This is a genomic window from Propionicimonas sp., from assembly GCF_047606205.1.
GTDB lineage: Bacteria > Actinomycetota > Actinomycetes > Propionibacteriales > Propionibacteriaceae > Propionicimonas.
The window spans coordinates 17,560-37,455 of sequence record NZ_JASGES010000184.1; the positions used below are offsets into that span (position 1 = coordinate 17,560).

Annotated in this window: 22 protein-coding genes; 14 read left to right on the plus strand and 8 right to left on the minus strand. The window is 70.0% G+C overall.

The annotated features are described in order from the left end of the window. The first annotated feature begins 82 nt into the window (after positions 1-82). Together secG and QM633_RS11340 are read left to right on the plus strand one after the other, a co-directional pair. Positions 83-346 (plus strand): preprotein translocase subunit SecG, encoded by a 264-nt coding sequence (gene secG / locus QM633_RS11335; RefSeq protein ID WP_415153886.1) that lies wholly within the window; start codon positions 83-85, stop codon positions 344-346. A 34-nt stretch (positions 347-380) separates the two neighbouring features. Then, positions 381-737, plus strand: coding sequence for an RNA polymerase-binding protein RbpA (locus QM633_RS11340; RefSeq protein ID WP_415153866.1), 357 nt, complete (start codon positions 381-383; stop codon positions 735-737). A gap of 31 nt (positions 738-768) precedes the next feature. Here the strand turns inward: QM633_RS11340 and pgl are convergent, their stop codons facing one another. The 3 genes from pgl to zwf are packed head-to-tail and all read right to left on the minus strand — an operon-like array spanning position 769 to position 3,961. Next, on the minus strand, positions 769-1,500 hold the full coding sequence (gene pgl, locus QM633_RS11345) for a 6-phosphogluconolactonase (RefSeq protein ID WP_415153867.1): 732 nt from the start codon (positions 1,498-1,500) through the stop codon (positions 769-771). Then, positions 1,497-2,432, minus strand: coding sequence for a glucose-6-phosphate dehydrogenase assembly protein OpcA (locus QM633_RS11350; RefSeq protein WP_415153868.1), 936 nt, complete (start codon positions 2,430-2,432; stop codon positions 1,497-1,499). Before QM633_RS11350 ends, pgl begins: the two co-directional genes overlap by 4 nt. Before the next feature lie 11 nt (positions 2,433-2,443). Continuing rightward, positions 2,444-3,961, minus strand: a complete 1,518-nt coding sequence (gene zwf, locus QM633_RS11355) for a glucose-6-phosphate dehydrogenase (protein ID WP_415153869.1) — start codon at positions 3,959-3,961, stop codon at positions 2,444-2,446. 107 nt (positions 3,962-4,068) lie between these two features. Here zwf and QM633_RS11360 point away from each other — a divergent pair, with 107 nt between their 5' ends. Then, positions 4,069-5,001 (plus strand): heme o synthase, encoded by a 933-nt coding sequence (locus QM633_RS11360; protein ID WP_415153870.1) that lies wholly within the window; start codon positions 4,069-4,071, stop codon positions 4,999-5,001. Positions 5,002-5,099: 98 nt separating this feature from the next. On the opposite strand, the gene QM633_RS11365 is transcribed toward QM633_RS11360, so the two are convergent. The 4 genes from QM633_RS11365 to QM633_RS11380 form a co-directional block, all read right to left on the minus strand. Further along, positions 5,100-5,972 (minus strand): COX15/CtaA family protein, encoded by an 873-nt coding sequence (locus QM633_RS11365; protein WP_415153871.1) that lies wholly within the window; start codon positions 5,970-5,972, stop codon positions 5,100-5,102. After that, complete coding sequence (locus QM633_RS11370; RefSeq protein ID WP_415153872.1) at positions 5,960-6,721, minus strand: ABC transporter permease; 762 nt, start codon at positions 6,719-6,721, stop codon at positions 5,960-5,962. The genes QM633_RS11365 and QM633_RS11370 overlap by 13 nt, the downstream gene beginning before the upstream one ends. Next, the gene (locus tag QM633_RS11375) at positions 6,718-7,425 is read right to left on the minus strand and encodes an ABC transporter ATP-binding protein (protein WP_415153873.1); all 708 of its coding nucleotides are present in this window, start codon (positions 7,423-7,425) and stop codon (positions 6,718-6,720) included. The genes QM633_RS11370 and QM633_RS11375 overlap by 4 nt, the downstream gene beginning before the upstream one ends. A gap of 86 nt (positions 7,426-7,511) precedes the next feature. After that, positions 7,512-10,061, minus strand: a complete 2,550-nt coding sequence (locus QM633_RS11380; protein WP_415153887.1) for a sodium-translocating pyrophosphatase — start codon at positions 10,059-10,061, stop codon at positions 7,512-7,514. Positions 10,062-10,312: 251 nt separating this feature from the next. On the opposite strand from QM633_RS11380, the gene QM633_RS11385 reads away from it, so the two are divergent. The 11 genes from QM633_RS11385 to QM633_RS11435 all read left to right on the plus strand — a co-directional run bounded on the left by QM633_RS11385 (position 10,313) and on the right by QM633_RS11435 (position 19,411). Next, positions 10,313-11,032: a helix-turn-helix transcriptional regulator gene (locus tag QM633_RS11385; protein ID WP_415153874.1), complete on the plus strand. Its 720-nt coding sequence runs from the start codon at positions 10,313-10,315 to the stop codon at positions 11,030-11,032. A 4-nt stretch (positions 11,033-11,036) separates the two neighbouring features. Continuing rightward, entirely contained in the window at positions 11,037-12,479 is a 1,443-nt protein-coding gene (gene sufB, locus QM633_RS11390) for a Fe-S cluster assembly protein SufB (protein ID WP_415153875.1), read from the plus strand. A gap of 30 nt (positions 12,480-12,509) precedes the next feature. Continuing rightward, positions 12,510-13,691: a Fe-S cluster assembly protein SufD gene (gene sufD / locus QM633_RS11395; protein WP_415153876.1), complete on the plus strand. Its 1,182-nt coding sequence runs from the start codon at positions 12,510-12,512 to the stop codon at positions 13,689-13,691. Next, positions 13,688-14,023: a non-heme iron oxygenase ferredoxin subunit gene (locus tag QM633_RS11400; RefSeq protein WP_415153877.1), complete on the plus strand. Its 336-nt coding sequence runs from the start codon at positions 13,688-13,690 to the stop codon at positions 14,021-14,023. Before sufD ends, QM633_RS11400 begins: the two co-directional genes overlap by 4 nt. Beyond that, complete coding sequence (gene sufC, locus QM633_RS11405) at positions 14,024-14,791, plus strand: Fe-S cluster assembly ATPase SufC (RefSeq protein WP_415153878.1); 768 nt, start codon at positions 14,024-14,026, stop codon at positions 14,789-14,791. Continuing rightward, on the plus strand, positions 14,784-16,043 hold the full coding sequence (locus QM633_RS11410) for a cysteine desulfurase (RefSeq protein ID WP_415153879.1): 1,260 nt from the start codon (positions 14,784-14,786) through the stop codon (positions 16,041-16,043). The genes sufC and QM633_RS11410 overlap by 8 nt, the downstream gene beginning before the upstream one ends. After that, positions 16,040-16,495 carry a Fe-S cluster assembly sulfur transfer protein SufU gene (sufU, locus tag QM633_RS11415; protein WP_415153880.1) on the plus strand — a complete coding sequence of 152 codons (456 nt, stop codon included), beginning with the start codon at positions 16,040-16,042 and terminating at the stop codon, positions 16,493-16,495. Before QM633_RS11410 ends, sufU begins: the two co-directional genes overlap by 4 nt. After that, positions 16,492-16,866, plus strand: a complete 375-nt coding sequence (locus tag QM633_RS11420; protein WP_415153881.1) for a metal-sulfur cluster assembly factor — start codon at positions 16,492-16,494, stop codon at positions 16,864-16,866. The genes sufU and QM633_RS11420 overlap by 4 nt, the downstream gene beginning before the upstream one ends. Before the next feature lie 185 nt (positions 16,867-17,051). Next, on the plus strand, positions 17,052-18,026 hold the full coding sequence (locus QM633_RS11425) for an SPFH domain-containing protein (protein ID WP_415153882.1): 975 nt from the start codon (positions 17,052-17,054) through the stop codon (positions 18,024-18,026). A gap of 302 nt (positions 18,027-18,328) precedes the next feature. Then, a complete protein-coding gene (locus tag QM633_RS11430) occupies positions 18,329-18,523 on the plus strand; it encodes a hypothetical protein (RefSeq protein WP_415153883.1) in 195 nt (64 codons plus the stop codon). A 93-nt stretch (positions 18,524-18,616) separates the two neighbouring features. Further along, entirely contained in the window at positions 18,617-19,411 is a 795-nt protein-coding gene (locus tag QM633_RS11435) for a transglutaminase-like domain-containing protein (RefSeq protein ID WP_415153884.1), read from the plus strand. On the opposite strand, the gene QM633_RS11440 is transcribed toward QM633_RS11435, so the two are convergent. Then, the coding region (locus QM633_RS11440; RefSeq protein ID WP_415153885.1) for a phosphotransferase at positions 19,395-19,896 on the minus strand (502 nt) is incomplete at its 5' end. The two genes, QM633_RS11435 and QM633_RS11440, sit on opposite strands and share 17 nt — an antisense overlap.

The window sequence follows — 19,896 nt, forward strand, 5'->3', positions numbered from 1 at the left end:
GGTGCGGCTGTCGGGGTCGGCGCCGTTTCGTTGGTGGGGCGCAGCGTGGGTTACGATTCTCCTCGTGACTCTGCTCCCCCTGATGACCTGGCCGATCGTGACGCTGTCCGTGGTCCTGATCCTGACCAGCCTCGTCCTGGCGCTGTTCATCCTCCTGCACAAGAGCCGGGGCGGCGGCATGTCCGACCTCTTCGGTGGAGGCATGACGACGGGCATGGGTGGCACGTCGGTGGCGGAGCGGAACCTCGACCGGTTGACGATCACGGTGGGCCTGGTCTGGCTGGCCGCCGTCGTCGGGCTGCTGGTCCTCTACCGTTACTTCCCCGAAGTGGGAACCCTGGGCTGAGTCCCCCCTCTCGCACAGCAAGGAGTCATGGCACGTGGTTGGTGGTAGCGCGATTCGCGGGAGCCGGGTCGGCGCCGGCCCGATGGGTGAGGCGGAGCGGGGGGACGCGGCACCCCGGCTGTACGTGTCCTATTTCTGCGCCAACCGGCACGAGACACGTCCGGCGTTCGCCGCGGACGCGGTGATCCCGGAGACCTGGGACTGCCCGCGCTGCGGGCTCCCGGCGAACCTCGACTCGGAGAACCCGCCGCCCCCGCCGAAGACCCAGCCGTACAAGACGCACCTCGCCTACGTGAAGGAGCGTCGCTCGGACGCGGAGGCCGTGGCGATCCTGGCCGAGGCACTCGACTCGCTGCGCGCCCGCAGGGCCGCCGGCGAGATCATCTACTGATCGCCCCCCGCGGGACGCCACAGGGCCCCGGTCAGGACGGGCAGTCGAAGTAGGGCAGTTCGGACGCGGCGGAGCGGTCGACGAGCCACAGGGTGCGGTCGCGTCCTGCGACCCGCCCTGCGGGAAGGCTGGTGTCGCCGGCGAGCGCACGGGCGAGTGCGTTGGACTTCTCCGTCCCACTGACCAGGAACCAGACCTCGCGGGACTGGTTGATCGTCGAGATCGTCAGGCTGATCCGCTCCGGCGGCGGTTTGGGCGCGTCGCTGACCCCGATCACCGACTGCGTGGTCGGCTCGCTGGACGGGTGGTTCGGGAAGATCGAGGCGACGTGGCCGTCCGGGCCCATGCCGAGGAGGCACAGGTCGAACCGGGTGTCGCCGAGTTCCTTGCCGTAGGTCGCCGCCGACGCGTCCGCGTCGATGACGCCGTCCGCACTCGGCATCGGATGCGTCCGGGCGGGGTCGAGCGGAAAATGCCCGGCGAGGAGGGCGAGGGTGGGGCCCGCGTTGCGTTCGGGGTCGTCGGTGGGCAGGAAGCGCTCGTCCCCCCACCACAGTTCGAGTCGGGATGGATCGAGCCCGGACCCCTCGACCAGGCTGCCGAGGGTGGCGTAGACCGCGTGGGCGATCCGGCCCCCGGTCAGGCAGACCTGTGCGACCCGGTCGTTGCCCTGCAGGTCGATCAGGGTCGCCAGCAGCCGGACCGCCGCGCTCCGGCCGAGCTCGTCGGCATCGGCGTACCGCACCACCTGTGGGGTGCTCATGCTGTCCGTCCACGGTTGCGTTCGGCGGCCCGGTCGAGCCGTCTCACCAGTGCGGCCATCGCCTCAGCGTAGATGGCGTCGTCGTCGAGCCGGCGCAGTTCCTCGGCCAGCAGCGTGTTGAGATCGCGGCGGGGAACCGCAACCAGCCGCCGCGGCAGCCCGGGGGCGGAGAAGCTGGCCAGGTTGCCGTCGGTGCGGGTGACGCTGATCTGGTCCTCGCCGGCCGTCAGCACGACACCGGTGATCCCGATGCCCGGCCGGCCGTGGTCGACGGCGACCGGCACGTCCAGCCGCTGCGACAGCCAGGCCGCCAGCAGAGTGCCCGCGGCGTTGTCCGGGGCGGCGGAGACCGTCACGCGGGAGACGTCCATCGGGTACGCGTCGAGGGCGGCGGCGAGCAGGCCGCGCCACCGGGTGAGCCGGGTCCAGGTGAGGTCGGTGTCGCCGGGGCAGTAGTTGCGGGCGCGCACCTCCAGCGCGGCCAGCGGGTTCGGGTCGCCCATCGCGTCGGTGATCCGGCGGGTGGCCAGGCGCCCGAGCGGATCGGTGCCGGGAGACTTCGGGGAGCGCCCGGGCCACCAGCCGATCACCGGGAGGTCAGGCAGCAGCAGTGGCAGCACCACCGACTCCCGGTGCTTCTGCAGCTCGCCGTGGAACTTGAGGCTGATGATCTCGCCGGGAGAACCTTCGCCGGCCTGGACCTCCGCGTCCAGACGGTCGGCGCGCGCGCGTCCGTTCGTGACCAGCAGGATCCGGGACGGGTGCTCCCGCCCGGCCTCGATGCACGCCTCCATCGCCTTGTCGTACTCGACCATCTCGGCGATCACGACGAGCGTGAAGACGAGCCCGGACGCTGCCCCGATGTTGTGCCTCGCCCGCTGGATGCCCTGCTGCACCTCGGCGGCATTGGTGTTCGTGAGCTTGACGATCATCTCGACTCCTCCTACGGCCGACGCCAGCTGAAGCCGTCGCGGGCCAGCATCTCGACCGCCGCCGCCGGCCCCCAGCCGCCGGACGGGTACGGCTCGGGCGGCGTCTCCAGTTCGGCCCAGTGATCGAGGACCGGGTCCAGGATCTCCCAGGAGAGCTCGACCTCCGGCGATTGCGGGAACAGCGGTTCCGAACCCAGCAGCACGTCCAGCAGCAGCCGTTCGTACGCCTCCGGGCTCGACTCGGCGAACGACGTGCCGTAGCCGAAGTCCATGTTCACGTCCCGCAGCTCCATCGGGGTGGCCGGCACCTTCGCGCCGAACCGCAGCGTGATGCCCTCGTCCGGCTGGATCCGCAGGACCAGCGCATTGGTGCCGAGCGAGCGGACGTCCGTACCGTCGAAGGGCAGGTGGGGCGCCGGGCGCAGGTTCAGGGCCACCTCGGTGACCCGCCGGGCGAGGCGCTTGCCGGTGCGCAGGTAGAACGGGACGCCGGCCCAGCGGCGGTTGTCGATGTCCACCCGGATGGCGGCGTAGGTGTCGGTGCGCGAGTCGGTGGGGATGCCCTCCTCCTCCAGGTAGCCGGCGACCTCGACGCCGCCCGCCCAGCCCGCGGCGTACTGGCCGCGCGCAGTGTGCAGGTCCAGGGAGGCCGGCACCCGCGCGGCGGAGAGCACCTTGCGCTTCTCCATGCTGAGCTGGTCGGCGCCGAACGACGTCGGCTCCTCCATGGCGGTGAGCGCGAGCAGCTGCAGCAGATGGTTCTGGATGACGTCCCGGGCGGCACCGATGCCGTCGTAGTAGCCGGCCCGCCCGCCGATCCCGATGTCCTCGGCCATCGTGATCTGGACGTGGTCGATGTAGTTGCGGTTCCAGATCGGCTCGAACATCGTGTTCGCGAAGCGGAACGCGAGCAGGTTCTGGACGGTCTCCTTGCCGAGGTAGTGGTCGATCCGGAAGATGCTGGACGGCTCGAAGGCCCGGGAGAGCTTGCGCTCCAGCTGGCGCGCGCTGGCGAGGTCGTGGCCGAACGGCTTCTCGATCACCACGCGGCGCCAGGATCCCTTGGGCCGGTCGGCCAGGCCATGGCGGCGCAGCTGCGCGACGGCGGTGTCGAAAGCGCCGGGGGGAACGGAGAGATAGAAGGCGTGATTGCCGCCGGTGCCCTGGCGCTCGTCGAGGTCGGTGAGGGTCTGCTTGAGCCGCTCGAAGGCCTCATTGTCGCCGAGCTCGCCCGGGACGAAGCGGATGCCCTCCTGGAGCTGCCTCCACACGTCCTCGCGGAACTCGGTGCGGGCGTGCTCACGGACGGACTGCGCGACCAGCTCGGCGAAATGGTCGGCCGCCCAGTCGCGCCGGGCGAATCCCACCAGGCCGAACCCCGGCGGCAGGAGGCCGCGGTTGGCGAGGTCGTAGACGGCGGGCAGCAGCTTCTTTCGGGCCAGGTCGCCGGTCACGCCGAAGAGCACGAGCGCCGAAGGGCCGGCCATCCGGGGCAGCCGGGGATCGCGCTGGTCACGGAGCGGGTTCACGTCTGAGACTGTACAAGCCCGGACCCGCGACGAGCAGGGGCGTCGCCGTGTGGCGGGACAGGGCAGTAAGCTGCACCAGACCTGCGAGAACCGGATCGGGAGCGCCGATGAAACCAGTCGAGGAGGGCGTGCCCCTGGCCGCCCTGGAGTCCGGCGACTGGCGAGCGGTGGTGCAGGCCTACGTGGCACTGGCCAAGCCGCGGATCATCGAGCTCCTCCTCGTCACCACCATTCCTGCGATGTTCCTCGCCGCCGGCGGCTTCCCCGACTGGCAGCTCGTGGTGTGGACACTGCTCGGCGGCACTGCCGCCGCAGGCAGCGCGAACGTGTTCAACTCGGTTCTGGACGCCGACATCGACGCGCAGATGCGCCGTACGCGCCGCCGTCCGATGGCCAGGGACCTGGTCAGCACCCCGCGGGCGCTCGCCTTCGGCGCGGTGCTCGGGATCGCGGCCACCCTGATGCTGGGGCTCGGTGCGAACTGGCTGTCCGCGGCCCTGGCGCTGGTCGCAAACCTCTACTACGTGTTCGTGTACACGATGGCGCTCAAGCGGCGCACGTCCCAGAACATCGTCTGGGGCGGGATCGCCGGCTGCTTTCCCCCGCTGATCGGGTGGACGGCCGTGACGGGTTCGGTGGCGTGGACGCCGCTGGTGCTGTTCGCGATCGTGTTCGCCTGGACGCCGCCGCACACCTGGGCGCTGGCGCTGCGCTACCGCGAGGACTACCTCAACGCCCACGTGCCGATGCTGCCCGTGGTCGCGCCTCCGGTCCGCGTGGCGTGGCGGATCCTCGCCTACAGCGTCCTCACCGTGGCGGTCAGCCTCGTGCTGTGGCCGGTCGCCGGCACCGGTTGGCTCTACCCGCTGGTCGCCGCCGTGGCCGGTGCGGCGATGCTGGCCGAGGCGGTCGCGCTGCTCCTGCGGGCCCGCCGGGGCCTGGTCGACGCCGCGCTCAGGCCGATGCGGCTGTTCCACCTCTCCAACAGCTACCTGGCGATCGTGTTCATCGCCGCTGCGGTCGATCCGCTGATCTTCTGATCAGACCGCCGGCGGACCTCCTGATCACCCCGGGGGACCACTGATCATCGGCCGACGGGTCCGACGCCGCCTGATGGACGCCCGTCGTGGAGCCGGGCTCAGGCGGAACGCCGGGTCAGCCACCACAGGTGGGTCAGTGCCGCGGTGAACAGCGTCGTGCCGACCATGTGCAGCGCCACGAGGGCGGCGGGGAGGGCGAGGAAGTACTGCGCGTAACCGATCCCGCCCTGGGCGAGTTCGACGACGAGCAACAGCTGGACGGCCCGACGCGCGCCGGGGACGCGACGGAGGATCACGACGAGCACGATGGTGAGAGCGACCACCACCCAGACGCTCAGCGAGTGCAGGCGCGCGACCGTGGTCAGGTCGAGGCCGTTGCGGGCGGCGCCGCCGTCGCCGGAGTTCGGCCCCGCTCCGGTCACCACCATCCCCGCCAGCATCGCGGCCAGTCCGACCACGAACGTGGCCACCACGAGCAGCCGGGCCCGGGCCGGTACCGGCACGGGCAGCACCGCCCAGGCCCGGTGAACGAGCACGGTACTGATCACGATCAGTGCGATCGACGGCCCCAGGTGCAGCCCGACCACCCACGGGTTCAGGCCGGTGAGCACCGAGATCCCGCCGATCACCGCCTGGGCCGGGATGCCCAGTGCCGCGGCCAGCGCCAGCCCCCGCAGGTCACGCCGCGGGGCGCCGGCCGCGTCCCTGGCCCGCCAGGCGGCGACGAAGGTGCCGACCGCGATCACCACCAGGACGAAGGTGAGCGTCCGGTTGCCGAACTCGATGAAGGCGTGCCCTCCCGACTCGGCGTGCGGTACGTACGAGCCGGGTGTGCACTGGGGCCAGGTCGGGCAGCCCAGCCCGGACCCGGTCACGCGCACCAGGCCGCCGGTGACGACGATCCCCATGTTGCCGATCAGGGAGGCGAGTGCCCACCGCCGCATCGCCGCGGGCGAACTCACGAGGTCCATCGGAACACCTTCCTTGCCAGCGCGATGGCCGCGACGGCCCAGAGCAGGACGACGAGAAGAGGGCGGGGGGCGAAGGAGCCGGTCGCCCACGCGCGCAGGGTCTCGCCCAGCGCCGTGGTCGGCAGCGCGGTCAGCAGCGGCTGTGCCCAGGCGGGGAAGCCACTCACCGGGACGAGCAGCCCCGCGGCCGCGCCGACCAGGTAGACCAGGTTGGCCACACCGAGGGTGAGCTCGGCGGACGCACGCCCGGCCAGCGTCAGGGCCAGTCCCGCGAAGGCGACCAGGGCGAACGGCACCACCGCCAGTGCGACCAGGCTCTGGGCGAGCGTGGGCGCGGGCCGCCAGCCCAGCGCCAGCCCCGCGAGCACGAGGACCGCCGCCTGGCCGAGCGCGAGCAGCGCGATCATCGTCGCCTTGCCGAGCAGCAGGTCCGAGCGGCGCAGCGGCGTGGCCACCAACCGCTCCAGGACGCCGTAGCGGCGCTCGAAGGCCGTGGTGATCGCCGGGGAGGTGAACCCGCTCGACCACAGTCCGAGGGCGATCACGGACGCGACGAACGGCTCCCGGGAGATCCCGAACCGGGCGCCGGCGACGGCCTGGCCGATGATCAGGCCCAGCGGGATGACCAGTGCCAGCAGCAGCTGCTCGCCGTTGCGCAGGATCAGCGTGGTCTCCATCAGCGCATGCCGCAGGATCCGGCGCGCCCGGGGGGCGGGCGCGGCGGCGGGCCGCAGGTCGAGCGCGCTCACCACCCACCGCCCGGCGTGGTCAGGTCGAGGAACAGCTGCTCGAGGTTCTTCTCCGCGGTCAGCTCGGCCACCGTGCCGTCCGCGACCCTGTGACCGGCGTTGAGCAGCACGACCCGGTCGGCGAGCTGCTCCGCCTCGTCCATCGCGTGCGTGGTCAGCAGGACGGCGACCCCGGCCGCTCGCAGGTCGGCGACGAGCGTCCAGACCTGGCGGCGGGCGTGCGGGTCGAGGCCGGCGGTGGGCTCGTCGAGGAAGGCGAGTTCCGGGCGTCCGATGATCGCCCCGGCGAGGTTCACCAGCTGCTGCTGGCCTCCGGACAGTCGGCGGTAGGGGGTCTGGGCGAAGCTCGTGATGCCGAGTGCGGCGATGAGCTCGGCGGGAGGCACCGGGGCGGCGTAGAGCGAGGCCAGGTAGGAGAGCAGCTCAGCGGGCCTCACCCCTGACCAGGCGCCGGTGGCCTGCGGCATCAGGCCGATCCTCGCGTTCGCGGACGCGCTGCCGGCCTCATCGCCCAGCACCGTGATGCGGCCGGCGTCGGGTGTGAGCAGGCCGGTGCAGCAGCGGATCATGGTGGTCTTGCCTGCCCCGTTCGGGCCGAGCACCGCCGTCACCTCGCCCGGTTGGGCGGCCAGCGACAGCCCGTCCAGCACGGTTCGCCCACCCAGCTGCAGCCGCACGTCTTCGATGGTCAGGGCTGCGGGCACCCGCTCAGTCTAGGCGTTCGACCGGCCCCCGAAGGCCGCTGCCCGGCCCCTTCGCGGGGGACCGGGCAGCAGCTGTCGGGCTCGGGTCAGGCCTTCGCCGGAACTTCCACCGGGGCCTGGGCCACGGAGGCGGGCGCAGCGGTACCGGGATCGGCCGGAACGTCCTTGAGGTAGGCGAAGTCCGACTTGGTCAGCATCGGCTGGTCGATCCGCATGCCGTAGAACGACCGCCACACCATGTAGACGCTGGCCAGGAAGAACACCACGGCAAGCACGGCGTTCACGGTCGGGTTGTTGATGATCAGCGAGAGCTCGATCGCCAGCATGCCGAACAGGGTGGTGAACTTGATCACCGGGTTCAGGGCCACCGAGGAGGTGTCCTTGAACGGGTCGCCGACGGTGTCGCCCACGATGGACGCGTCGTGCAGCTCGGTGCCCTTGGCCTGCAGGTCGACCTCGACGATCTTCTTCGCGTTGTCCCACGCCCCACCGGCGTTGGCCATGAAGATGGCCTGGTAGAGCCCGAACATGGCGATCGAGATCAGGTAGCCGATGAAGAAGTACGGCTCGACGAACGCGAACGCCAGGGTGGCGAAGAAGATGCCAAGGAAGATGTTGAACATGCCCTTCTGGGCGTACTGCGTGCAGATCTCGACCACCCGGCGGGAATCCTTCACCGAGGCCTTCTCGCTGGTCTCCAGGTTGATGTTGCCCTTGATGAACTCCACCGCCCGGAACGCGCCGGTCGTGACCGCCTGCATCGAGGCGCCGGTGAACCAGTAGATGATCGCGCCGCCGGTGAGCAGGCCCAACAGGAACGGCACGTGCAGCAGCGACAGGTTGGACACGTTCTCGGTGAGCCCGTTGGTCAGGCCCATGATGATCGAGAACACCATCGTGGTCGCGCCCACCGCCGCGGTGCCGATCAGCACCGGCTTGGCCGTGGCCTTGAAGGTGTTGCCCGCGCCGTCGTTCATCTCCAGCAGGTACTTGGCCCGCTCGAAGTTGGCGGTGATGCCGTAGTCGCGCTCGAGCTCGTCGGCGATGCCGGGGACCGACTCGATCTGGGACAGCTCGTACACGCTCTGGGCGTTGTCGGTCACCGGGCCGTAGGAGTCGACGGCGATCGTGACCGGGCCCATGCCGAGGAAGCCGAACGCGACCAGGCCGAGGGCGAACACGCCCGGGGCCAGCATGATCCCGCCGCCGGCGGTGTTGGCCGGGTCGATGCCGGGGATCAGGGTGGAGACGAAGAACGCACCGCCCATCAGGGCGACGATGGCGATGCCCAGCCAGTAGGCCGAGAAGTTGCCCGCGACGAGGCCGGAGAGGATGTCGAGGGACGCCCCGCCCTCCTTGGCCGACTTCACGACCTCCTCGGTGTGCTTGGCCTTCACGCCGGTGAACACCTTGACCAACTCGGGGATGACGGCGCCGGCCAGGGTGCCGAAGCTGATGATCAGCGCGAGCTGCCACCACAGGTTGGGGTAGCCGGGCAGGCTCGACATCAACAGCGCCGAGATCACGAAGGTGAGGATGATCGACACGATCGAGGTGAGCCACACCAGGGAGGTGAGCGGGGTCTCGAACTCCATCTCCTCCGCGTCGCCGTACCGCGCCTTCGCCCACAGGTTGTTGGCGAAGTAGGACAGGGCGGACGCGACGAGCATGATCGCGCGGATGAAGAAGATCCAGACCAGGAAGTGCGCCTGCAGGTCGGACTGGACGCCGAGCAGGATGAACGTGATCAGTGCGACGCCGGTGACGCCGTAGGTCTCGAAGCCGTCCGCGGACGGGCCGACCGAGTCGCCGGCGTTGTCACCGGTGCAGTCGGCGATGGTGCCGGGGTTGCGCGGGTCGTCCTCGCCGATCTTGAACACGATCTTCATCAGGTCCGAGCCGATGTCGGCGATCTTGGTGAAGATGCCGCCGGCGATGCGCAGGGCGGACGCGCCGAGCGACTCGCCGATCGCGAAGCCGAGGAAGCAGGCGGTCGCGATGTCGGCGGGGACGAACAGCAGGATCAGCAGCATCATGATCAGCTCGGTCGAGATCAGGACCATGCCGACGCTCATGCCGGAGCGCATCGGGATGTTGTGCACCTTGTAGGGCTTGCCCTCCAGCGCGGCGAACGAGGTCCGCGAGTTGGCGAACGTGTTCAGCCGGATGCCGTACCAGGCGATCCCGTAGGAGCCGGCCATGCCGATGATCGCGAACAGCAGCACGATCACCACGCGTCCCCAGCCGCCGGAGGTGTTCAGGAAGCCGAAGTAGATGAAGATCGTCGCGCCGATGAAGGCGAACAGCAGCAGCAGGAACTTCCCCTGCTGGAGCAGGTAGGCCTTGCAGGTCTCGTAGATGAGCTCGGACACGTCCCGCATGGACTGGTGGACCGGGAGGTTCTTCAGCTTCATGTAGCTCAGCAGGCCGAAGGCGAAGCCGCCGATGCAGATGATCAGGCCGATGAACAGCAGCCACCACCCGCTGATCCCACCGAAGGTCACGGCATGCAGGTCCGGCAGCGGGAGATCGAACTCACTCTTGTGGGCGGTGTGTGCGGTCTCGCCGCCTCCGCCGGAGCAGGCGGTCAGCGCGAGGGCGAGGAGCCCGAAAACCGCGATCAGGCCGGGCCGCACGCGCCGGTGCGGCCGTCCCTGGGCTGGTTGGGTATCGAGCACGGGTGTGGTCACGATGGATCCTTCTGGAGTGTCCGTTTGGGTTGGGATGACCTGTCACCTTTGACAAGACGAAGTCACCATCTGCACTCTACGACGCCGTGTCGTAGATGCGGGAATCGCGTCGACTGGTGGATGGGCGCGTCTCGCCATCCGGGTGCCCGCTGCCGCGCGGAGTTGAGTGGACGCGAGAATAAGGTGAGAATGGCGTTGTGAAAAGCGATGCGGATCTGGACGTCGATGCCTTCGGGGCAGAAGCGGAGCAGCAGGCCGCCGACGCCTCCACCCGTAGTCGGGTGGCCCGTTCCATCCTCCAGCATGGTCCCTCCACTGCGAACGACCTTGCCGGCCGGCTCGGGTTGACCCCGGCCGCCGTACGCCGGCATCTCACGGTACTCGCCAGCACCGGTCAGGTCACGAGCAGGCAGCAGCGAATCTACGGCCACCGTGGCCGTGGCCGCCCGGCCAAGGTTTTCGCGCTGACCGACACCGGCCGCGCAGAGTTCTTCCAGGCCTACGACCGGCTCGCGATCCAGGCCCTGGAGTACCTGCGCCAGGCGGCGGGCCCGGACGCGGTCGACACCTTCGCCGCCCAGGTCGCCGACGCGGTCACGCAGCGATTCCGCAGCATCGCGGTGGAATACGAGACCCCCGCGGAGGCGTTGGTCGAGGCGTTGACCGCCGAGGGTTTCGTCGCGTCCCTGCAGCCCGTGGCCTCCGGCGTGCAGCTGTGCCAGTACCACTGCCCGGTCGCCCACGTGGCGGCCGAGTTCCCGCAACTGTGCGAGGCCGAGACCAAGGTGTTCGCCACGCTGCTCGACTCCCACGTCCAGCGGCTGGCGACCATCGCCCACGGCGACGGGGTGTGCACCACCCACGTCCCGCGGCCTGTGGTCCCTGCCATGCATCCGTCTCCGACACCGAAGGGTTGATCCGATGACCTCCACAGCTCCCACGGCACCCGGCCTGGGCTCCACCCAGGAAGAGCACCTGCAGGCCCTGGGCCACTACCAGTACGGGTGGCGGGACTCCGACGTTGCCGGCGAGGCGGCGAAGCGCGGCCTCACCGAGGACGTGGTCCGCAACATCTCCGCCCTCAAGAACGAACCGGAATGGATGCTGAACACCCGGCTGAAGGCGCTCAAGCTGTTCGAGCGCAAGCCGATGCCGGCCTGGGGTGCGGACCTGTCGGGCATCGACTTCGACACGATCAAGTACTTCGTGCGCTCCACCGAGAAGCAGGCCCAGAGCTGGGAGGACCTGCCCGACGACATCAAGCGCACCTATGACCGGCTCGGGATCCCCGAGGCGGAGAAGATGCGGCTGGTCGCGGGCGTCGCGGCCCAGTACGAGTCCGAGGTCGTCTACCACAAGATCAACGAGGAGCTGGAGCGCCAGGGCGTGATCTTCCTCGACACCGACACCGGCCTGAAGGAGCACCCGGACATCTTCGAGGAGTACTTCGCCTCGGTGATCCCGGTCGGCGACAACAAGTTCGGGTCGCTGAACACCGCCGTCTGGTCCGGCGGGTCGTTCATCTACGTGCCGAAGGGCGTCCACGTCTCGATCCCGCTGCAGGCCTACTTCCGGATCAACACCGAGAACATGGGCCAGTTCGAGCGGACGCTGATCATCGCCGACGAGGGCTCCTACGTCCACTACGTCGAAGGCTGCACGGCGCCGATCTACTCCACCGACTCGCTGCACTCCGCCGTGGTCGAGATCATCGTGAAGAAGAACGCCCGGGTCCGCTACACCACGATCCAGAACTGGTCGACGAACGTGTACAACCTGGTCACCAAGCGCGCCACCTGCGAGGAGGGCGCGACCATGGAGTGGATCGACGGCAACATCGGCTCCAAGGTGACCATGAAGTACCCGGCGGTCTACCTGCTCGGCGAGCACTCCCGCGGCGAGACGCTCTCGATCGCGTTCGCCGGCGAGGGCCAGCACCAGGATGCGGGTTCGAAGATGGTCCACGCGGCGCCGAACACGTCCAGCTCGATCATCTCCAAGTCGGTCGCCCGGTCCGGTGGACGTTCGTCCTACCGCGGCCTCGTCCAGGTGCAGGAGGGCGCCCACCATTCCGCCAACTCGGTGAAGTGCGACGCGCTGCTGGTCGACACCATCTCCCGCTCCGACACCTACCCCTACGTCGACGTCCGCGAGGAGGACGTGTCGATGGCCCACGAGGCGACGGTGTCCAAGGTGAGCGAGGACCAGTTGTTCTACCTGATGAGCCGGGGCATGGGCGAGGACGAGGCGATGGCGATGATCGTGCGCGGCTTCGTCGAGCCGATCGCGCGCGAGCTGCCGATGGAGTACGCCCTGGAGCTCAACCGGCTGATCGAACTTCAGATGGAAGGAGCCGTGGGCTGAAGCCCGCGGCAGGACGGGGAAAGACAAGACGTGAGCGCTGTTCCGAACGTTGCCGAGGCCGCGGAGGCCATCGAGTCGCACCTGCACCCGGTGGCGTCCTTCGACCTCGCCGACCATCCCGTGCCCAACGGTCGCGAGGAGGTGTGGCGGTTCACCCCGCTGCGCCGCCTGCGCGGCCTGCTGGACGGGACACCCAGTGATGCCCACCTGGCCTGGGAGACCGTGCTGCCCGACGGCGTGACCGTGCGGGAGATCAGTACGGCCGACGCGGTCGCACTCGGCGTGCCCGCGCCGGTCGACCGGCCCTCGGCCCTCGCTGTGGCCCAGGGTGGCGGCGCGATGCTCGTCGAGGTGCCGGCCGGGGCCGAACTGGCCGATCCGGTGCTCCTCGACCTCGTCGGCAGCAGTGCCGGCGACCAGGTGTACGGCCAGGTGGTGTTCTCCGTGGGCGCCCACGCCAGCGCCACGGTGGTGCTGCGGCACCGCGGCTCGGCGACCTACGCCTCCAGCGTCTCCGTCCTCGTCGGCGAGGGGGCGAACCTCGCCTTCGTCGGCCTTCAGGACTGGGCCGACGACGCGGTTCACGTCGGCCACGTCGGGCTGAGGATCGGCCGCGACGCCCACGTCCGCACGGTCACGGCCAGTCTCGGCGGCGACCTGGTCCGCCTGGTCGAGACCGCCGAGTACGACGGGCCCGGCGGGGAGCTCGAGCAGTTCGGCCTCTACTTCGTTGATGCCGGCCAGCACATCGAGCACCGGCTCTTCGTCGACCACAACGCCCCGCACACCCGCAGCCGCGTCGACTACCGCGGCGCCCTGCAGGGCAAGGGAGCGCACTCGGTGTGGGTGGGCGACGTGCTGATCCGCAAGGTGGCCGAGGGCATCAACACCTACGAGACCAACAAGAACCTCGTCCTCACCGACGGCTGCCGCGCCGACTCGGTGCCGAACCTCGAGATCGAGACCGGCGAGATCGAGGGTGCCGGGCACTCCTCGACGACCGGACGCTTCGACGACGAGCAGCTGTTCTACCTGCGCAGCCGAGGGATCCCCGAGGCCGAGGCGCGCCGGCTGGTCGTGCACGGCTTCTTCGTGGACATCATCCGCCGGATCGGCGTCCCCGACGTCGAGTCGCGCCTGCTCGCCACCGTGGAGAAGGAGCTGGCCATCCTGGTCGGCTCCCCGTCCGAGCACCCCGGGGCCGCTCAGTGAGCTTCGTCCGTGCCTGCGCGGTCGGTGAGGTGCCGGTCGGCTTCGCGATTCCGGTCGACCTCGGCGGGGACGCGGAGATCGCGGTGGTGAACACCGCAGAGGGCTTCTTCGCCATCCGCGACGAGTGCTCGCACGCCGCGGTTCCCCTGAGCGAGGGCGAGGTGGACGGCTGCACGCTCGAGTGCTACATGCACGGCTCGCGTTTCGACCTGCGGACCGGGCAGCCGCTCGAACTGCCGGCCGTCGCTCCCGTTCCGGTCTACCCGGTGCGGGTGGACGGCGGCAACGTTTACGTAGACCCAGACAATCCGATCGACATCCAGGAGCAGTAAGTGTCAGAACTCCGTATCAGCGGCCTTCACGTCGAGGTCCAGACCGAGAGCGGCCCCAAGGAGATCCTCAAGGGCGTCGACCTGGTCGTCCGCACCGGCGAGGTGCACGCCATCATGGGCCCCAACGGGTCGGGCAAGTCCACGCTCGCCTACTCGATCGCCGGCCACCCCAAGTACACGATCACCTCGGGTTCGGTGACCCTCGACGGCGTCGAGCTGACCGGGCTCACCGTCGACGAGCGGGCTCGTGCGGGCCTGTTCCTCGCCATGCAGTACCCGATCGAGGTGCCGGGCGTGTCCGTGGCCAACTTTCTGCGCACGGCGAAGACCGCCCTGGGCGGTGAGGCGCCCAAGGTGCGCACCTGGGTGAAGGACGTCAACGCGGCGCTCGAGCGGGTCGGCCTGGACGGCACCTTCGCGAGCCGCTCGCTCAACGAGGGCTTCTCCGGTGGCGAGAAGAAGCGCAACGAGATCGCCCAGCTCGAACTGCTGAACCCGAAGTTCGCCATCCTCGACGAGACCGACTCCGGGCTCGACATCGATGCGCTGCGGATCGTGTCCGAAGGCGTCAACCGGTACACCGCGAACGGCGATCGCGGGCTGCTGCTGATCACGCACTACACGCGGATCCTGAACTACATCAAGCCCGACTTCGTGCATGTCTTCGTCGACGGCCACGTCGTCGAGGAGGGCGGCGTGGAACTGGCCGATCGCCTCGAGATCGAGGGCTACGACCGGTTCGTCCGCGCGGCCAAGGCCGATGCCTGAGCAGCTCGACCTCGACCGGGTCCGGCGGGACTTCCCCATCCTGGAACGCAGGGTGGGGGAGTGGCCGCTGACCTACCTCGACTCCGCGAACACGTCCCAGAAGCCCACCCCGGTCGTGGCGGCGGTGTCCCGCCACTACCTCGAGCACAACGCGAACGTCGCCAGGGCCATGCACACGCTGGGCGGGGAGGCGACCGAGGCCTTCGAGGGCGCCCGCGCGAAGGTCGCCGACTTCATCGGCGCCGCCGGACGCGAGGAGGTCGTGTTCACCAAGAACGCCTCCGAGGCGCTGAACCTGGTCGCGCACACGCTGGGCGGCCGGCTCGGCACGGGCGACGAGATCGTGGTCTCCGTGATGGAGCACCACTCGAACATCGTGCCGTGGCAGCTGCTCGCGCAGCGGACCGGCGCGACCCTGCGGTGGTTCGACATCACCGCAGACGGGCGGCTCGACCTCGGGAAGGCCGAGGCGGAGCAGCTGATCAACGAGCGCACCCGGATCGTGTCCCTCGCCTGGGTGTCCAATGTCCTCGGCACGGTCAACCCGGTCCGCGAGATCGCGGCGATGGCGCACCGCGTCGGTGCGCACGTCGTCGTGGACGGCTCACAGGGCGTCCCCCAGTTGCCCACCGACGTCGCCACCCTCGGCGCCGACCTGATGGCCTTCACCGGCCACAAGATGCTCGGCCCGACCGGGATCGGTGTGCTCTGGGGTCGCTACGACCTGCTGGAGACCCTGCCGCCGTTCCTGGGCGGTGGCGAGATGATCGAGATCGTCCGGATGAGCGGCTCGACCTATGCCAGGCCGCCGGCCCGGTTCGAGGCCGGCACCCCGCCGATCGCGCAGGCGGTCGGGCTCGGCGCGGCCATCGACTACCTGAACGCGCTCGGCATGGACGCCGTCGCCGCGCACGAGCAGGAACTGACCGCGTACGCACTCGCCCGGCTGCAGGAGGTCGAGGGCGTCACGATCCTCGGGCCGACCGAGGCCGTGGACCGGGGCGGGGCGATCGCGTTCACGCTGGCCACCGCCGACGGGCTGGAGGTGCACCCGCACGACGTGATGCAGCTGCTCGACTCCCGCGGGATCGCGGTCCGCGGCGGCCACCACTGCGCGCGTCCGCTGCACGAGCGGCTCGGGCTGACCGCGTCCAGCAGGGCTTCGGGGTATCTGTACACCACGCAGTCCGAGTTCGACCGGCTCGCCGAAGGGCTCGACTACGTGCGGGACTTCTTCGGGGGTGTGCGATGAGCGTCGAGGCGATGTACCAGGAAATCATCCTGGACCACTACAAGGCCAAGCACCACAGCGGGCTGCGTGAGCCGTACCAGGCGCAGGTCACCCATGTGAACCCGACCTGCGGCGACGAGGTGATGATGCGGGTGGAGCTCGACGGCGACCGCGTCGTGGACGTGTCGTACGAGGGCGTCGGATGCTCGATCTCGCAGGCGTCCACCTCGGTGATGACCGACCTGGTGATCGGGAAGACCGTGCCGGAGGCGCTCGCGCTGCACGAGGAGTTCACCGAGATGATGCACTCGCAGGGACGGGCCGAGCCCGACGAGGACCGGCTCGAGGATGCCGTGGCCTTCATCGGGGTCTCGCAGTTTCCCGCGCGCGTGAAGTGCGCGCTGCTGGGCTGGTCGGCGTTCAAGGATGCGGCGGCCCAGGCGCTGGCCGCCGAAGGAGAGGTGCAGGAATGACCCAGAACCCCCGTCCGTCCGACCTGGTCCAGGACACCTTTCCCGACCCGGCGGCGAACGCCCGGCCGTCGGAGGAGGACGTGCTGGAGGCGATGAAGGACGTCGTCGATCCCGAGCTGATGGTCAATGTCGTCGACCTCGGCCTGATCTACGGCGTGACCATCGACGAGGAGTCCAACGCGACGATCGACATGACGCTCACCTCTCCCACCTGCCCGCTCACCGATCGGCTCGAGTACGACACCCAGCTGGCGCTGGAGGGACTGGTGAACTCGGTCACGATCAACTGGGTGTGGCTGCCGCCGTGGACCCTGGAACTGATCAGCGAGGACGGTCGCGAGCAGCTTCGCTCGATCGGCTACAACCTGTAACCGGCCGCCACGTCGCCCAGCTCTGCCGACTGGACGACCCGCGCGCACACGCTCCCGAGGGTTCCGTTCCCGCGACGGATTCCGGGGTTCCGCGCGTCCGGGGAGCGGTGGTCGCGGGGGTGGCCACACGGGCGGAAATCTGATATCACTTAGCCATCAGATTTCCTCGTGAGGAGTGAGCCCCGATGTCCGGACCAGAAGATGCGCACGACGCCCAGGCGACCGTGGGTGGTGAGCCGGCCGGCGTCCCGGTGGGCCATGGCGGCGCCCGCGTCGAGATCGAGGAACGGCCGGCCTGGTCGGCCAACGGGTTCATTCCCCTCGTGCTGGCCGTGGTGTTCTTCATCGGCGCCCTGCGGAGCTTCATCGCGGCGGGCGTGAACACCGATGCCGGCGCGGACGCCGGACCCTGGGGAGTGCTCGGCGCGATCCTGGTCGTCCTCTTCGGTCTCGCGGTGGTCTCGATCACGATGGTGTCCCCCGGCGACACCAAGGTGCTGGAGTTCTTCGGCCGCTATATCGGGACCGTCCGCAGTTCGGGGCTGAAGATGGTGGTCCCGTTCGCCAAGGGGCGGAAGGTGTCGGTGAAGGTCCGCAACTTCGAGACCAACGAGCTGAAGGTGAACGACGCCGACGGCAACCCCGTCAACATCGCCGCGATCGTGGTGTGGCAGGTCGCCGACACGGCACGGGCCCGGTTCGCCGTCGAGGACTACCGGGAGTTCGTCCGCGTGCAGTCGGAGGCGGCGCTGCGTCACGTCGCGACGACCCACCCGTACGACAATGCGGCCGCCGGGGAGGAGTCCCTGCGGGGATCCACCGACCTGGTCGCGGCCGAACTCGCCACCGAGGTGGCGGCCCGGATCGCGATCGCCGGCCTGGAGGTCGTCGAGGCCCGCATCTCCAGCCTCGCCTACGCACCGGAGATCGCCCATGCCATGCTGCAGCGCCAGCAGGCCTCCGCCGTGATCGCGGCCAGGGAGAAGATCGTGGAGGGAGCGGTCAGCATGGTGCAGGGCGCACTGCGGCAACTGGAGGCCGAGGACGTCGTCGCTCTCGACGAGGAGCGGAAGGCCGCGATGGTGTCCAACCTGCTGGTCGTGCTGTGCGGCTCCTCCCAGGCCACGCCTGTGGTGAACGCCGGGACGCTGTACAACTGAGCCGATGGCTGAGCGCAAGCCTCGCGTACGCCCGGAAGGCCCCCGCGCATTGTCGCGATCCGGCCACTCCAGCCATCCCACCGGCCCCAGCGGTCACAGCCGGAGCCTGAAGCGGTCAGATCGCGTCACCGCGTGGAGTGGACCCCGAACCGCCGCGGAGGCCCACCGAAACTCCTGCGGGTGGTGCCTTGTCGCGATTTGGCCATCCGAACGCTCAGATGCGACAGACGAGCCAGAGGTGGAGGCTCGTGTGGCCAGATCGCGACAGCTGGGCGAGTCCACCCGGCCAGACAGGCGCGTCGATGAGTGAGCGTAAGCCCGTTCTGCTCCGGCTGGACCCGGCCGTCCACGAGGCGCTCGCCCGGTGGGCGTCCGACGACCTGCGCTCGCTCAACGCCCACATCGAGCTGCTGCTGCGGCAGGCGCTGGCGAAGGCGGGCCGGTCGCCGAAGGACGCCGGCCCGTTGCCCAGGCGTGGGCGTCCGGCGAAGGAGTGAGCCCCTGGGCATGGCTTGTGTCGGAGAAGTGCTGATCACCACCATCACGCCGGGCTCCGATCGGGAGTTGCCCGCATGGGGCAGCATGGCTGCGTGGAACGACACCTGACCTGCCACCTGGAACTCTCCGCTGCGGGCTCCGCCGAACTCGTCCTCGCGATCGCGACCGCGCAGGACGTCCCCCGGTCCGCCGAGTCGCTGGTCGTCACGGCGGGCGGCGACCCGGTCACGCCGGAGGAACTCGTCGAGGACCACGGCACCCGGCTGCACCGGCTCTTCGTCGACGCGGGCCCGGTCGTGATCGACTACGCGGCCACCGTCTCGGGGCTGGCCGAGCCCGCGCCGGTGACAGCCGTCGACCGGCTGCGTTACCTGCGGCAGAGTCGCTACTGCGAGGCCGACCGGCTCGCGCCGACGGCGGCCGCCGAGTTCTCCGGGCTGACCGGGACGGCCCTGCTCGCGGCGGTGATCGACTGGGTGAACGCCCGGCTGACCTACGTGAGCGGCTCCAGCACCGGCACCGACAGTGCGCTGGACACGCTGCTGGCCCGCCAAGGCGTGTGTCGCGACTTCGCGCACCTCTCGATCGCGCTGCTGCGCGCCCTCGGCGTCCCCGCCCGGCTCGCGGCCGTCTACGCCCCTGGGCTCACCCCGATGGAGTTCCACGCCGTCTGCGAGGCGCTCGTCGACGACGCGTGGTGGGTGGTGGACGCGACCCGGCTCGCCCCGCGGCAGAGCCTGGTCCGGGTCGCCACCGGACGTGACGCCGCCGACACCGCGTTCCTGACCAGCTACGGTGCGCCGGTGGAACTCGTCGGGCTCGAGGTGACGGCCGTCGCCGAGCAGTTCGCCCTCGACGACCAGGCCACCCTCACCCAGCTGCGCTGAGATCCGGCCGGCCGCGACCCCACACCGGGTCGGCCAGCGTCTCGGCCAGGCCATGCCCGGCGACGGCCGCGAGGGCCGGCATGTCGTCGCTGGCGAGGGCGAACACACAGGCCAGTCCCAGCGCCCACGCCCAGGCCCGGCTCCAGCACCCCTGGTCGTAGCCTCCCGACCGCGTGCAGGCCGCCTGGAAGGTACCCCGCGCTGCGCTGTCGAACAGCAGCCAGGCCGCCGCCAAGTCGCAGGCCGGGTCACCGGCGCCGACGTCGCCGAAGTCGATCACCCCGGCCAGCGTGCCGTCGTTGTGCAGCAGGAGGTTGAGCGGGTGCGGGTCGCCATGGATCCACACGGGGGAGCCTGCCCACGCCGGGGCGGCAGCGCACTGCTGCCAGCGCCGCCACGCCTGCGGACCGGCCACCGTGCGCACCCTGGGCTCCCAGTCCTGCGCCCTGGCCGCCAGCGGCACGCCCCGGAACGGGCTGGCCGAG

Coding starts and splice junctions, on each gene's coding strand:
- secG (WP_415153886.1), top strand. CDS start 83: ATGACCTGGCCGATCGTGACGCTGTCCGTGGTCCTGATCCTGACCAGC.
- pgl (WP_415153867.1), bottom strand. CDS start 1,500: ATGAGCACCCCACAGGTGGTGCGGTACGCCGATGCCGACGAGCTCGGC.
- QM633_RS11350 (WP_415153868.1), bottom strand. CDS start 2,432: ATGATCGTCAAGCTCACGAACACCAATGCCGCCGAGGTGCAGCAGGGC.
- QM633_RS11360 (WP_415153870.1), top strand. CDS start 4,069: ATGAAACCAGTCGAGGAGGGCGTGCCCCTGGCCGCCCTGGAGTCCGGC.
- QM633_RS11365 (WP_415153871.1), bottom strand. CDS start 5,972: ATGGACCTCGTGAGTTCGCCCGCGGCGATGCGGCGGTGGGCACTCGCC.
- sufB (WP_415153875.1), top strand. CDS start 11,037: ATGACCTCCACAGCTCCCACGGCACCCGGCCTGGGCTCCACCCAGGAA.
- QM633_RS11410 (WP_415153879.1), top strand. CDS start 14,784: ATGCCTGAGCAGCTCGACCTCGACCGGGTCCGGCGGGACTTCCCCATC.
- sufU (WP_415153880.1), top strand. CDS start 16,040: ATGAGCGTCGAGGCGATGTACCAGGAAATCATCCTGGACCACTACAAG.
- QM633_RS11420 (WP_415153881.1), top strand. CDS start 16,492: ATGACCCAGAACCCCCGTCCGTCCGACCTGGTCCAGGACACCTTTCCC.
- QM633_RS11425 (WP_415153882.1), top strand. CDS start 17,052: ATGTCCGGACCAGAAGATGCGCACGACGCCCAGGCGACCGTGGGTGGT.
- QM633_RS11430 (WP_415153883.1), top strand. CDS start 18,329: ATGAGTGAGCGTAAGCCCGTTCTGCTCCGGCTGGACCCGGCCGTCCAC.